This window comes from Cedecea neteri (assembly GCF_000758325.1).
In the GTDB taxonomy this organism is placed as follows: Bacteria; Pseudomonadota; Gammaproteobacteria; order Enterobacterales; family Enterobacteriaceae; genus Cedecea; species Cedecea neteri_B.
Genome location: NZ_CP009459.1, coordinates 3,140,464 through 3,155,250, shown reverse-complemented (window position 1 = coordinate 3,155,250; position 14,787 = coordinate 3,140,464). Strand labels below are relative to the sequence as shown.

Below are 14,787 nucleotides of genomic sequence, written 5' to 3'. Positions count from 1 at the left end.
TCCTTCAACTGATATAACTTAGCGCTGAGTCATGGCGTGCCAGCGTTTTTCATCCCATAACTGGGTTTCATCATGGAAAAAATTGGGTGTTTTTTTTGCCAAAAGCAGGAGGCTTGCCATTTGAGGTGATGTCCAGAATGCATCCCTTAGTCTGAGACCATGAAATGCAAACGCCACCTTGTCTTCATCCGTGGGTAATCCCAGCGCTGCTGCCTTCACCAACAGGGCATCTATTCGCTGACTCACAAGCTCTCGCTGGGCGAGATCGCGATAAAACTCGCATTTGCTCAGTACCTGATTAATTAACCCACAACGCTGTAGTTGGTGACGGGAGAGCGGATGAACGTCACCCGATAGCGGTATATTTGCAGAGGAAAAGCTTACCGTATGCCAATGGCCTTCAAGCCAAAAAGTCCAGTAGTCGATCGTCTGAGGAGAAAACGTTTGAACAAGCAATCCGGGCGACAGCATCCAGCACAAATGGAACAATACGCGCGGATCGTAATAACGAAGAATGTGGCCCTGATGTTTTTCATCAGTAAAATAAAGCGACCTGATGAGTTGGTTCCTAATTTCTGACGATGATTGCTCGCTGCGAAGTAACAGGCAGGATACCGGCCTCGTTTGAGGAGCATCAGCCTTTACCAACCCTTGCATTAACGCTTTCCACTCCCCCGCACTCAACTCTTTTAAGGGTAAAAGCCAGGGATAAAGATGAGCCTGCGGTTTAAGCATGGGTGAAACCAGCTCAAGCACGGGCCATGTTTTACTGATGTCCGGGTATTGCAGCCTGTCGATTAGGGCAAAATCATGCTCGCCGGGATCTATCGGTTTTTCCAGATAATAATGACTCATTATCTTTCCTCAACTGAGCGGTAAGGTTGCATCGCCCCTGGTCAGAGCTTCGGATGCAGCATTTTCACATGCGGAGAATTTGGGGAAAGGTGCTTCCTGCGTTGCCGGCCCGCCATAATCAAAGTCAGCACTTTTGACATAAAAATGTCCGCCCGTACCATTCTCAATTTTTGTCGGATCGATCGTGATATACGAACCACCACACTGAAGCGTTATTTTTTTCTTCGCACTGATAATGATTTCGTCATCAGTGCTCGTTATCGTCAAGGCGTTACTGGCGATAATATCCATTCCGTCACTCTGAGCCTGAATTTCAACCTTCCCTTTAGCTGCCACCAGCTTCATACCCAGCTCCTGAACAAATGCCACAAATCCTGTTTTGGCAGAAAGAACCATTCGCTTTAATGCACTAATTTCTGTAGTGCCTCCAGAAGTCAGCATCTGATTCTGGTTTGCACTAAGTTGGATATGTTGCGGGGTTGACAGGGCAATGCCGCCCGGTGCGCCAGCTACGATGACGGGCTGCTGCAGTTGCTCCACATTCTGTTGGAGAAACTGTTGCTGCGTCCTGTTATCCAGGCCTTCAATCTGTGCCGTTTGTAATAACCCAGATAAGGAGTCCGCCAGTGACAGGGCATCTGACAACTGACGTTTGATCTCCTCCATACTCAGTTGCTGATCCATTGCTTTCGGCTGAGCCTGTGCCGTTAGCAATAGCCCTTTACCGCCTCGAACAGCAACCCAGTTATCCGTTCTTAACTCGGCCCCCTCCCCGCGCGGCTGCCTTTCGCTGTCGACCAGATGGCCCAGATTCAGCTGGCTCTTGCCGCCGTACTCGGTGGAGACTTTGATGTGCTCTTTGCCGCGCTCATCGTCGAGGCGGATTTTGTTGTTCGCAGGCGTCCGCAGCACGTTCCGCCGGTAGTTGCGGATGGTGACGGGGTCCGGGTGGGCCGAGTCGTGCAGAACCCCGGCGATATAGGGCCTGTCCGGGTTGCCGTCTTCAAAGCCGATGGCCACTTCCGTGCCCGCCAGCAGCGGCAGGTGCAGGCCGTAAGTATCTCCGGCGTATGGGCGGGACTGGCGCACCCACAGGCTTTCAAACCCGCTTTCCCAGCTGGCGCGGTCAAACAACATACTGACGCGGTAGCGGCCGTCTTTGTCTATATGGCCGTAAGTGTCGTTTTCTGTCGTGCTGGTCACGCGCGCCGGAAGCGTGCCGGCCATCACCGGACGGTTGCCGGGGTCGGGGCGGAACCCAAAATCTGTACTGTCCGGGATGCCGTGAAAATTCACCACAAAACTTCTGTCACGGCGGGCATGGCTGGTCATCGCCGTGATGAGCACGCCCTGAGTGAACACCTCCGCCACCTCATAGCCGCCGGTGACGGTCAGCACCTGACCCGGCGAGAGCCCCGGGCTGCTGGTGAGGGCCTGGACCTGCGTCTGCGCGTTCAGGTAGCGTTCGTGGCGCATCCGGGCGTAAAACCCGCCCGATTCAGGCGCCGGATTCGGGTCGTAGGCGCTGCCTGCCGTCAGGTAGTTGTCGGCCCAGCGGTAGTGCTCCCCACAGGTGGTCGTGTCGCCCCGGGTCACATCCACCTGCGCGGCCATCTCTGCTGTGGCCTGCCGGTAGTTGTAATCCCGGGTGCTGACCTGCGCCGGCACCACGCGATGGTGGCACACCATCTCCCACACCGAGTCCATCCCCTGTGAATGCTGGCCCGACGGCGGCACCGAAGGCAGAGTCAGGCCTTTTTCATAGCCCTGCTGGCTGTCGTAAAACTCCACCACGTCGATGTTGAGCCGCGTGTCGGTGGTAAAGCAGAACCAGATGCCCACCCCGCCCAGCAGGCGGGTGATGAAGTGCAGGTCGTCCTCGCCGTACTGCATCACCTGCTCGCGGCGCGGGTACTCTTTTGCGAGTGAAAACAAAAAGTCCTGGCCGCGCATGTTGTGCCGCTCGCGCAGGATTTTTTCGACAATCTGCGGGACGGACATGTCCTGGTAGATGGCGTTCTGAACCGAGCGGTCGAGCAGCGCCAGCCGGGGCTGCAGCGTCAGGGCATAATGAGTCTCGTCTCTTGACGTGTTCAGGCGCTCAAAGCCGCTGACCACGCCCTGAATCACCCGCACCGGCTGCTGCATCTTAATGCCGTAGCCCTGGTCTACCGGGGCCAGAAGCGTCAGCGAGCCGGGCTGCATCAGCATCATTTCTTTACTGATGGCGTGGTTCTCGCTGGTGAATTCAATGCGGTAGCTGAACGGTTTGCTCAGGGCTTCTTCGCCGGTAAACGCCAGTACGTCGAGGGCCGGTTCGCAGCCCTTAACCGCGAGCTGATGGTGGTTGTGGCTGTATCCTGCCGGGGGATTATTGCTCATTCGTTGACTCCTGCCGTCCGGTCAAACTCCAGCGTAATGCCCTCTGCATCATCCCAACCAAACGTGAGATTTTTGGGCTTCTGCTGTACCGCCATATGCATCAATAACTGCTGGCTCAGCACCGGCAGGATCTGCTGGTTGAGCAAGCTGTCGACGTTGCGGGCGCCGGTGTCCGGCAGCAGGCAGGCAGCGGTTAGAGCGTCATACAAACTGTGTTCTATGTGCGTGGTCAGGCCATAGTGGCGGTGCAGGCGCTGGCTCACCTGCGCAAGTTTCATTTCCACAATGGTGCGCATTGCCGGAGAGCCTAGCGGGCGGTAAATCACGGTTTGGAAACGCGCCAGCAGCGCGGGCTGGAAGTGGTCACGCAGGACTGGCCGCAGCAATTCGTGCAGATCTCCTTCAGTGGCATCCGGCTTTTCGTCCAGCAGTTGCATCAGGCTGTCGCTACCGAGGTTGGATGTCATCAGAATGACGGTGTTACGGAAGTCGATTTCGCGGCCTTCACCGTCGCGCATAAAGCCACGGTCAAAAACCTGGTAAAACAGATTCATTACATCGCGGTGGGCTTTTTCTACTTCATCCAACAGCACAATGCTGTAAGGGCGCTTGCGCACGGCCTCGGTCAGGATCCCACCCTGCCCGTAACCCACGTAGCCCGGGGGCGATCCCTTGAGCTGTGAAACGGTGTGCGGCTCCTGATATTCGGACAGGTTGATGGTAATCAGGGATTTTTCACCGCCGTAGAGTACATCCGCGAGCGCCAGCGCCGTTTCGGTTTTCCCCACGCCGCTCGGCCCTACCAGTAGAAATACGCCCTGTGGTCCGTGTTCAGACGTTAGCCCCGTTTTGGCAGCTCGTAGCCGTTGAGCCAGCGCGTTAAGCGCCACGTCTTGCCCCACAACACGCTTGCCGATAGCGTCTTCCAGCATCAGCAGCTCAGCCTGTTCATCTTTCATCAACGAAGAAAGAGGGACGCCAGTCCAGTCGGCAATCACGTTTGCCACAGTGCGGGTATCGACGTCAATCTGCAGCAGCGGATTCCCCTGCTGCAGCGACGCAAGCTGCTGTTGCAGGCCAGCAAGCTCAGCCTGGCGACTGATGTCCTGACGACATTCCACAACCTGCAGCGCCAGTAACTTTTCCTGTTCAAAGCGGTTCTCCAGGGCCTCTAGCGTGCTTTCCAGTTGGCTAAGCTGCGTTTCGATAAGCTCAATCCGCCCGCCGTGGCGGTGGCAGCCGCTGGCAATGTCTTCCAGCAGCGCCTGCTCCTCCAGCTCAAGGGCGGTTCGCTGTGCTTTCAGAGCCACGATGTTTTCCGGGAGAGTATCCAGACTCATGCGAACTCGCGCCGCCGCGGTGTCCAACAAATCAACGGCTTTATCCGGCAACTGACGACCCGTGAGATATCGACGTGACAGCGTCACTGATGCACGAACGGCATCATCACTAATATGCACACCATGATGCTCCGCATAGCGGGATTTCAGGCCGCGCAGCATCAGGCTGGCGGTCTCATCATCCGGCTCATCCACTTTTACCATCTGGAAGCGGCGTTCCAGCGCGGCATCACGCTCAAAATACTGTTTGTATTCACTCCAGGTTGTTGCAGCGATAGTGCGCAGCTCGCCACGCGCCAGGGCCGGTTTCAGCAGGTTGGCAGCATCGGCTCCACCAGCCTGATTGCCAGCGCCGATAATGGTGTGTGCCTCATCGATAAACATCAAAATCGGCTCCGGTGACTGCTGCACGGCCTCAATTACGTTTTTCAGACGCTGCTCAAATTCACCCTTCACGCCCGCACCAGCCTGCAGTAGCCCAAGGTCGAGAGTACGCAACGTGACAGACTTGAGGCTTGTCGGGACGTTCCCTTCCGCGATACGCAGCGCCAGGCCTTCTACCAGCGCGGTTTTCCCCACGCCAGGTTCACCGACCAGGATCGGGTTGTTTTTGCGGCGTCTCGAGAGAATGTCCACCATCTGGCGGATTTCCGTGTCGCGCCCAAAAACCGGATCAATTTTTCCTTCCCGGGCTTTGGCGGTGACGTTGAGAGTAAATTTATCCAGCGCATTTTGCAGCGCAGGGCTAAGCCCGTCCTCTTTTATTTCTTCTTCCACCGGGCGACCGATAAACTCGACTTCGCTGCCGCGATTATGTGCCAGTTCAGCCTCAAGCTGAGCTTCCGGGCACTCGTCGGACTGCGCATCGAGCAAGGATCGCAGGCGGTCTAACTGGCTTCGACCCAGCGTCAGCAGCGGCCAAAGCCCGTCGCAGCGCAGCAAATTCTGTTTATCCACCAGCGCCATCAGCAGGTGTACGCTGCGAATATGCGTTTCTCCAGCAAGAGAGGCGATCAACCATGCATCCTGCATCAGTGCCTGAACACTTTCTGAGAGGCGTGGACGATGACGAACGGAACGAGGCTCCCTGTCCAGCCAGCCCAGCAGATCCTGCCAAATGGCGTCCATATTCCATTCATAGCGCCGCGCCAGCACCGTCAGATCGCCTTCGCCCTGCTCCAACAGCTTTAAAATCAAATGCTCGGGCAGAATTTCCGACTGTGCCCGGGTCTGGCACAGGGATGCAGCCCCTTCCATCGCCCGGGCACAGTAAGGGTTAAGACGACGTAGCAGGCTGGCTGGATTTTCCATATTCTATTCTCTCCTGAAGGGTGCCTGGACACGCTACCGCCCATCGCCATTTCCCTTAAAGGGGACCAAAGCGCATACGGTCGGGCTGGCAGATTGTGGGTTTCTTTGCTCAACGCCCGCGCGGACAGACGTTCAGCAAAAAAATAGCGGACAGAAAAACTCTGCCCGTCGGCAGTTGCTCTAAATAGTTCGTGCTGTAGCAAGGCGACAAGCGAGTGCAGCCCCGGGAGCTTACTGAAGTAAGTAACCGGGGTGCATGAACGCAGCCAACGCCGCTACAGCGCGAAATATGACGAGCAATTACGCGGTGGCGCGTTCGTTCCAACTATCGGAATGAATGATGTTGCCGTCTTTGTAGGTCCAGGTGATTTTTTCGTAGCGCAGCTCTACGCGCTCGAGATGGTTGTGTTTCTCTTTTGAAGGGTCTTTCACGTCGTACATTTCAGGGTTGACCTTCACCACTTTCACGTTTTCCAGTTTGGTGTTGAAGTACTCCACTTCCTGACCCGCATCGTTGATTTTGTACCACTTAAATTCAGCCGATTTCAGGGTTTGCCCGGTGGTGACCGCTTTGTACAGGTACGGGCTTGAGGAGTCGATTTCCTTGGTGAACCTGAACGGGGTGTGAATACGGGTCCCGGTCAGTTTGCCGGTGTTGTTATCGGTCGGGATGTACAGATTATGTTCCTGAGCAACAATTTCGATGCTGCCTTCGCGGTTCTCGACATCCACAGATCCTTTGATATCCGCACCGCCGTCGTCTTTCAGCCAAAGATAAACAGGAATTGCCATGGTTTACTTCTCCTTTTCATTGTGTAAAACGTCATCATCCTGCGATGACGCGGGGATTTCGCCGGGTAACTGGCAGGCCAATGCCTGCGGAACCAGACTGATTTCGACACGCCGGTTTAGCGCACGGCCTTCCGGGGTGTCATTCGTTGCAATCGGACGGTTTTGACCAAAGCCCTGCACCGCAAAACAGCTTTCCGGCACATCACCGGTGTCAAGCATCCAGTCACGAACAGCTTCTGCTCGTTGCAGGGACAGCGTCTGATTCAGTTTCGGGTTGCCGGTGTTATCGGTATGGCCGGACACGACAATCAACCAGCCTGGCTTCGCTTTAATGCCCACCAGCGAATTCACCAGCATTTTGGTAGAACCAGCCTTCAGTACTGATTGGCCAGAACCAAACAGGGACATGCTGTCGAGACGCACAGTTTTAGGCATCGATTTTGGCTTCGCTAACGGTTTGGTCGGTGGCGGTGGGACATAGGAACGGATAGCGTCCAGCACCGGGATCCGCAGGCGCTCTCCCTGGTACAGGCCCAGGCTTATACGAGCCGGGATGCCATTCCTGGCCCAGTCATCAAGCTGCGCGGCGTCTGTACGTAGAGCCGAGACAGCATTGGCCTTAGGCTCGTAATCGTTCATTGAGAGGGCATTGTACTGAGAGATATCAAACCCAACCTGCTGCAGAAGTTGCCGATTGTTCCAGCCGCTGCATAGCAGTGCCGCAGCGGCCGCCAGCGTGAAAAACACCAGCGCATATCGCCCCGCCCGGCCCGCGAAGTCAGCCCTTTCCCCTCAGGCAACAGCGGCAGGATAAAGTCCGGAAGGGGTGAAATGACCGAGCTGTCCGTGCCTGTCGGCTCCCAGCCTGCGGCCTGATGCATGGCCGTACGCCGAGAGAGCCATATCGACCAGACCGATGAGGCCAGGTTTCCGGCAAGTATCGGGCCGGCTCCCCACAGCACGGCAGAGGGCGTAATCGCCGGAAAATCAGGATTCTCATCCACAAATACCGCCTCAACGTGTTGACGGCACCAGCTCATCAGGCTGTTGATCAGCACCTGCTGATGCAGGGCTATAGCGCCGCCTGTGCTCACCCAGGCCGCAATCGAGCAAGGTGCAGCGGACTCGTGCCAGACTCTGATGCCGTCTCCCGGCATTGCCACCTGCCAGACCTGGTCACCCATCATCGCACTGCCTATATGCGCATTGAGCACCAACGGCAGCGTGTGGCCTGTGCTCTTACGCATCTGGCAGATTTGCCAGCGCAGGGTCAGCAAGGCGGTGGTTAGCCGTTCGCCGTCGGCGTGCTGCTGCGGGCAAATGTTGACCATGACCGACAGCTGACGCCCCCAGTCCGGGCGTTGGGCCAGTATCTGATCAACTGTCTGCGGCAGATCCTGATGGGGTTCAACCCTGATCCAGCAGCCATGAGGAACGATTAACACGGGTTCCTGGTGCGGCCAGACCCGAGGCAAGTCGCCACAGACCAGCACCACCGGCTGACTAAAAGTGGCTTCAGGAAGCTTATCCAGAAGCAGTGAGGCGTCATCCACGATGCGACGACTGGCCGCGTACCAAAACGCGCCAATAACGCCCAATGCAGCCAGAAAAACCAGCACAGAAAGCAGACGTGAGACAGGCAAAAAAACCAGGCACACCACCGCGCTTAACGCGGCGGCCCAAAGGGCCAGCATTCGCTGCTGGGCTGCACTCATTGCAACGCTCCCGGCAGCAATGTAGCCAATACCCGATCGAGCCCCCGATCCAGGCCCCACCACAGAGCAACAAGAACGAACACGCTCAGCCCAATACATAATGGCCACGATGCCAGCCAGCCTGCCAGTGCACTTCCGGCAGGGCTTTCCGCCAGCACGGGATGGGATTGCGGATAGCTGAATGGGGGGACATGCTCACCGAGAGCATTAATGAGCTTTTGACGTTCAGGATCGTTCAATGAACTGAAGCTGCCGCGAAAGCCCAGCATCATAACCCGCTGGAAACAGGTCACGACCGCACGGTCAGGTGACGGCTCACGCAGTACTTCCCACATTCTGTCGCACAGCGTATCACCGGCATCCATCGTGCCAAGAAAATGCCCTAGCAAGGGAATGTCATACCACTGCACGCAGGCATCATCTTCCTCACCGCGACTTTTAACCGCCTCATCAAGCAGTGCGCACTGTGCGGTGAGAATATGCTGGCAGCTGGCGTCACCAAGGCCGCAAGCCTTCAGCTCACGCTGGACGTGTTCTACATCAGCGACGCAGCGCTCCCACAGAGTTCGGCCTTCCCCTGGCTGAAATCGAGGGCCGTGCCGCAGGCTAATCACCTGCAGCCAGGTATCCTGCAGCAACAGATCAATATCAACTTCTACGGCGCGGCCGCGTTTTGGCTCATTCATGTTCTCAGTACCGCAAAGAGTTCAAGCTCTGGCTCACCGAGCATTCCCGGCACGTAAAACATGCAGGTGCCGCTCTGGAGCATGTCGATGGCCAGAGGATCGGAGACATTAAGGCTGAAGTATTGATTCTCCAGACGCAGCGGGATCGCCGCTGGCACATGGCGCAGCGGCGTCAACGGAACGCCCACGCGCGAGGAGTTCACCAGGCTTCTGACGAGATCCGGGCTGCCCACCTTGCACTGTCTCGGGAACTGCTCCTGCATTTGCGCCACCGGCAAAGATGAGCGGACGGAAAGGTAGTAATCCGCGTCCTCCCGCAGACGCGGGTCATGCAGGCGGGCCTGCCAGAAGCGAAGCCGGGGATCATATTCAAGCGTGATGGGCACCACTCTTGAAGGCAGGCTGGCTTCCAGCAGGTCGCCAAGTAAGTCAAACAGCGGCGGGAAAACGGCGTTCAGTCGATCATGTTGATAAGCCGGGATCGCGCTAACCTGATGCTCCAGCGAGAAAGTCAGCAAGCTGCCGGCCAGGCGTGCAAGTTCCGGATACAAGCGCTCTGGAGGACTTTGCTGATGGCGTTGAAGCTGCCCCAGCACGGGCTCTGCGCTGTTCAGGGCATTAAGAAGCCAGAAGAGCGAGACATCGGCAACCGCAAAGTCGGCCATGCGTTCATTACTTTCCCGGCGCATTGCCATCAGGCGGCCCAGTCTGGCTCGCAGCTGCGTCATCAATTGTTCGAGCTGGGTGACCAGCCAGCGGCTGCCCTGTAACGCCAGCAGCGGCGGCAGAAAAGTCTCGTCCAGCCCCCAGACGCCCTGGGAGTCCTGTCGCAGGCTAGCTACCGGGCAAGTCAGATAATCGCTATTGTCCTGGCTGGCAAAACGCAGCGTTAACTCCGGCTGTATCACCGCAATCTGGCGGGTGTCTTCCCCGAAGAGATTACGAACGTCCCGCCAGCGCTGGCGAAAACGTACCGGGCGCTCGGCAACTTCATCGGGTTTCAGGCAGTTACCGCCGTTGGATCTCAGCAGCGGGAGGGCCAGAACGATCTCCGTGCCCAGAGATTCACCTCCAAGAATGAGGGCTGGGGGCAGAGCGTCTGTGTTGTCCGTGTCAATCAGCGTGCCGTCCTGAAAACGGATGTGCAGATGGCGGGCCTGAAGCCGCCCCAGTTTCAGCATATCCGGTTCGAAAATGGCTTCAATAACGCCCCATGGATGGGAAAGGCCCTGTCGGGCAATACACTCCGCAGACCAGGCCGCATAAGCGACCTGTTGCTGGAAGTGCTGGGGAGAGACCATCTGGCCCCTGCCCCATAACGGTTGTTCCGTTTTCATCGGCTTCCTGCCTTAAGTACGTTACGCTTTCGCCTTCGGCATCTGGGAAACCAGTGACAAATTGACGTCCATGCCCTCGACCTGGAAATGCGGCACGGCATACAGCTTCACGCGGAAGAAACCCGGGTTATCCTCGATATCTTCCACCACCACTTTGGCATCGCGCAGCGGGTGGGAAGCCTGCAACTCGTCACCTGGATCGGTCATTTCGGTGACCAGACTGCGAACCCAGGTATTAAGCTCCAGCTCCAACAGGCGGCGGTCTTTGGTGGTGCCGATGTTTTCACGCTGAATAAGCTTCAGGTAGTGAGCAATGCGAGAAAGCAGGAAGATGTATGGCAATCGCGCATTGATACGACTGTTTGCCGTAGCATCGGCGGTGTCATACAGGGCCGGTTTCTGCGTGGAATTTGCCGAGAAGAAGCACGCGTAATCGCGATTTTTATAATAAGACAGTGGGATGAAACCGAGATTAGCGAACTCAAATTCCCGTGTTTCCGGGATCATGACTTCCGACGGAATTTTCACCTGATTGCCGGTGCCAAGATCGTACAAATGAATCGGCAGATCTTTTACTGCTCCCCCGGCCTGCGGGCCGCGAATTTGGACGCACCAGCCGTTATGGATAAAGCTGCGCACCATGTTGGCGGCAAAAGCAAACGATGCATTAGTCCACAGGTACTTATCATGGTCCGGGCCTTTTACTTCTTCCACATAGTTGAAGCTGCGCACCGGCACGGTATCCGGCCCATAAGGCAAGCGGCCAAGCACGCGAGGCATCACCAGGCCGATATAACGGCTGTCATCGGTATCCCGGAATGACTTCCACTTGATGTATTCGGCGCGATCGAAGTAGTTGCCAATATCTTTGATGGCGGCCACGTCTTCCATCGATTCTTTCAGGAAGAATTTTGGCCCGGCAGAGCCGATAAACGGCATGTGTGCTGCCGCAGAAACTTTGGAAATATTACGTAAAAGTGCCACATCCTGAGCAGAGGCATCGAACTCATAGGCCGAGACGAGTGCGGCTATCGGCTCACCGCCAGGCGTGTCGTACTCTGCCACATAGGTTTGCAGGTACAGCCCGCTCTGGATAATTTCCGGGGCATCCTCAAAATCCTGGCGCAGGTCGTCTTTGGAGAGATCGAGCAGCTCAATTTTGACGTTCTGGCGGAAATCGGTTTTATCCACCAGCGATTTAACTCCCCGCCACAGGGATTCCACGGCCTGAAACTCATCGTGATGCATGACTGCATCCAGCTGGCGGCTGATTTGGAAATCCAGCTCAGCAATGTGGTGATCGATAAGCGCTTTGTCGAGTTTATCAACCTTTGAGCCCGCCTTGCTCAGGCACTCAAGAAACACCTGCATCCCCGCCGTCAGTCGCTCATCAGCGGTGGCATCGGACATTGCCTGAGTGTCCTGCCAGATATCCAGGGCGCTTATGGCCGACACCGGGCTGAGGTTGATTTTTTCAAACAGAGAAGCATAAACGCGCCCAGCCTCAGGCTGTTCAAGTACGATACTTTCTGCGTTAGCAGTATTTTCATTTTTTACAGACATCAGCATTCCTCAATTAATCCATTAAATAACGCGATTGCTCATGCCTGTTTTGGCGCCAGAGCAGAAAGTTCCGCACGAAGCTCCGCGCTCAGCACCGGGTCAATCAGGATTTTTTCCAGTTCTTTTCGGAAAGACTGGTTATCCAGTAAATTGGCTTTTAAATCGCGCAGCAGATTACGCATGGCCAGCATCGCTTTTAGCTGGGGTATTTGGCGCGCAACCTCTTCCGGCGTGAAGTCTTTCATTTCACGAAAGACAAGATGGATATTTTCTTCGCCGCCGTCATCGGACAACATATTCTTAACGGAAAGATTAATTTTTGGGGAGTATTCAGAAAGAACGCTGTCAAAATTATTTTTATTAACGCTTGTTTTTACTCTTTCAGATAACGGGGCCGTTTCTTCCCCATGACTAAAATCGCCGGTAACCATGAGCTTTAGTGGAAGCTCCGTTTTCTTTTGCGCCCCCCCTGTGTGTAAATCCAGTTTTAAATTGATACGAGCCTTGGGCACCTCGCCCTGGAAACTGTCAGCCATCTTCTCATCCCTCTGTTTTCGCCGCATGGTATTTTTGGCGCTACGTTACACCGTGCAAAATAATAGAGCAATGAACAAAGTTGGATCAATTTTTTTTATTAAAAACAGATGAAAAATATTAATTATAGGAATTTTCATCACATTTAATCGCCAATGACGCTCATTCTATTTCAGCTGAAATTTAATTCCCCCCTCCTTAACTAATGAGTTAAAAAAACTATTTATCGACAGAGGGACGGATGAATACATTCTAAATCTTACAAAGTTGATTTGAATCAACGCAAACAAAAATAAACGCGCACTCAAATGAAAAGCCAAGGGTTTTTCATAAAGTTAGTGAGTTATTCTTAATTCAGAAGAAGAAATACCCTACATTTTTCTTCGCCATGGCCTTCACATTTTGGCACAACATTGAAGAAGCAAAGACGGCTCAATACAATAATAACGAAAGGATATTATCACTTTTAAAATCATCTGCTGAACAGCATTTTCCTGATGAAGAAACGCTAAACGCGCAGATCAACTCAGGACAACATCAATAAATATATCATGTATCCTGAGGAGATTACGGCAGCACAGTTTTTTGCGCTGCCGCCCTTTTTATCGATGGATGTTTTTAATATCTACCGGCTGACCAAACAAAAATCCCTGAATTTCAGTACATCCTTCTTCCTCCAGAATACGTAACTGCTCGTTGGTTTCCACTCCCTCGGCAATGAGCGGCGTATTGATGGAGTTACCGAGCGAAATGATCGCCCGCACGAAGGAACGTGCCTGGAAGTTACTTTCAACGTTCGTCAGGAAGCTACGATCCAGTTTAATAACGTCAAAATGGAACTCCCGCAGCGTGCTTAAAGAAGAATATCCGGTACCAAAATCATCCAGCGCGATGCTGATCCCCATTTTCTGGAACTGATGCAGGATATTAAACGTCAGCTTTTTATTAATGATGAACGCCGTCTCCGTCACCTCAAACTCAAGCAGAGTTATTGGCCACGCCGTTCGCATTAGAATGTCACGGACATTGTCGATAAAGCTGAGATTACGCAACTGCACTGGGGAAATATTGATCGAGATTTTTTTGTCCAGTTTGTTGGCAAGCGACTCTTTACATACTGTTTCAATCACCCAATAGCCCAGCGGAACAATGGCCCCGCTTTCCTCGGCAATAGGGATAAATTCATCAGGCGGAATCAGTCCTTGTTCAGGGTGATTCCAGCGAAGCAGCGCCTCATAACCGGTAATGGCCTTATCTTTCAGCGAGCGTTTCTCCTGGTAATGAATGAAGAACTGCCCTTCTTTGATGCCACGGCGAATATCCGCGGCCATCAGGTTCCGCAGCCGCGTTTTTTCGTCCATATCTTTTTCATACCAGCAGATCTTGTTATCCAGATTAGCTTTGGCACGGTACATCGCCAGATCGGAATTACTGATAAGCGTATTAATATCCGTGGCATCATCGGGGTAGATCGCCACGCCGATACTGGCGCTCACGGTGATTTCACTGTGGGCAAAAATCTGTTTGCCGACGAAACAGCCATGTAAGCGCTCGGTGAAATTACGCAACTCATCGTCGTGGTTGTAAGGCTTGGCTGCAACAAATTCGTCGCCACCGAAACGGGCAACAATCTCGTCTTTTTCCATCGCTTTAAGTACCGAGGACGACACCCGCTGCAGAAGCTGGTCGCCGACCAGATGCCCTTCGGTATCGTTGATCTCTTTGAATTTATCGAGATCAACCGTACAAATCGCGATGTGGTTATAATCAGACTCAGTGAACAATTTCTCCACGAAGCTAAAGAATTCGACTCGGTTAGGAAGCCCGGTCAGCGCATCGTAGCGGGCAAGCCATGAGATTTTATCGATCACGACCTTCTGCTCGCTGATATCGCGGGTAATTTTAGCGAACCCAAGCAGCGTTTGGTGTTCATCATAGATCGCATCAATTACCACGTGAGCCCAAAAACGGCTCCCGTCTTTGCGGTAGCGCCAGCCCTCCCCTTCAAATTTTCCGTTTTTCAGCGCGATATTCAGATTACGCTCGGGCAGGCCATTTTTTTGTTCAGCTTCACTGTAAAAAACGCCAAAGAACTGCCCCACAATCTCCTCGCGCAGATATCCCTTCGCTCGCAGCGCCCCCTCGTTCCAGGTGGCTACGGTGCCATCAATGTCCAGCATGTAGATCGCGTAATCTTTTACGCTCTCCACAAAGTGACGATAGGCGATATCAGTTAAGCTTTCAGTACGCATCTTACCCTTGAGTTAATTGT

Annotated in this window: 9 protein-coding genes and 1 pseudogene; all 10 read right to left on the bottom strand. The window is 54.3% G+C overall.

The window, feature by feature from the left end:
- Positions 1-18 precede the first annotated feature (18 nt).
- Positions 19-855 (bottom strand): DUF4123 domain-containing protein, encoded by an 837-nt coding sequence (locus tag LH86_RS14860; protein ID WP_039302806.1) that lies wholly within the window; start codon positions 853-855, stop codon positions 19-21.
- Positions 856-864: 9 nt separating this feature from the next.
- Positions 865-3,237, bottom strand: coding sequence for a type VI secretion system Vgr family protein (locus LH86_RS14855; protein WP_071842836.1), 2,373 nt, complete (start codon positions 3,235-3,237; stop codon positions 865-867).
- Positions 3,234-5,888: a type VI secretion system ATPase TssH gene (gene tssH, locus LH86_RS14850; protein ID WP_039302803.1), complete on the bottom strand. Its 2,655-nt coding sequence runs from the start codon at positions 5,886-5,888 to the stop codon at positions 3,234-3,236. Before tssH ends, LH86_RS14855 begins: the two co-directional genes overlap by 4 nt.
- Before the next feature lie 300 nt (positions 5,889-6,188).
- On the bottom strand, positions 6,189-6,680 hold the full coding sequence (locus tag LH86_RS14845) for an Hcp family type VI secretion system effector (protein ID WP_039293006.1): 492 nt from the start codon (positions 6,678-6,680) through the stop codon (positions 6,189-6,191).
- A gap of 3 nt (positions 6,681-6,683) precedes the next feature.
- Positions 6,684-8,395 (bottom strand): annotated as a pseudogene (locus tag LH86_RS14840) (OmpA family protein).
- Positions 8,392-9,081, bottom strand: a complete 690-nt coding sequence (tssL, locus tag LH86_RS14835) for a type VI secretion system protein TssL, short form (protein ID WP_039302800.1) — start codon at positions 9,079-9,081, stop codon at positions 8,392-8,394. The pseudogene LH86_RS14840 and the gene tssL overlap by 4 nt, the downstream one beginning before the upstream one ends.
- Positions 9,078-10,418, bottom strand: a complete 1,341-nt coding sequence (gene tssK / locus LH86_RS14830; protein ID WP_039302798.1) for a type VI secretion system baseplate subunit TssK — start codon at positions 10,416-10,418, stop codon at positions 9,078-9,080. Before tssK ends, tssL begins: the two co-directional genes overlap by 4 nt.
- A gap of 21 nt (positions 10,419-10,439) precedes the next feature.
- Complete coding sequence (gene tssC / locus LH86_RS14825) at positions 10,440-11,987, bottom strand: type VI secretion system contractile sheath large subunit (RefSeq protein WP_039302794.1); 1,548 nt, start codon at positions 11,985-11,987, stop codon at positions 10,440-10,442.
- Between the two features lie 32 nt (positions 11,988-12,019).
- Positions 12,020-12,517 carry a type VI secretion system contractile sheath small subunit gene (tssB, locus tag LH86_RS14820; protein WP_039302791.1) on the bottom strand — a complete coding sequence of 166 codons (498 nt, stop codon included), beginning with the start codon at positions 12,515-12,517 and terminating at the stop codon, positions 12,020-12,022.
- Between the two features lie 600 nt (positions 12,518-13,117).
- Positions 13,118-14,767 (bottom strand): putative bifunctional diguanylate cyclase/phosphodiesterase, encoded by a 1,650-nt coding sequence (locus tag LH86_RS14815; protein WP_039302788.1) that lies wholly within the window; start codon positions 14,765-14,767, stop codon positions 13,118-13,120.
- Positions 14,768-14,787: the final 20 nt, after the last annotated feature.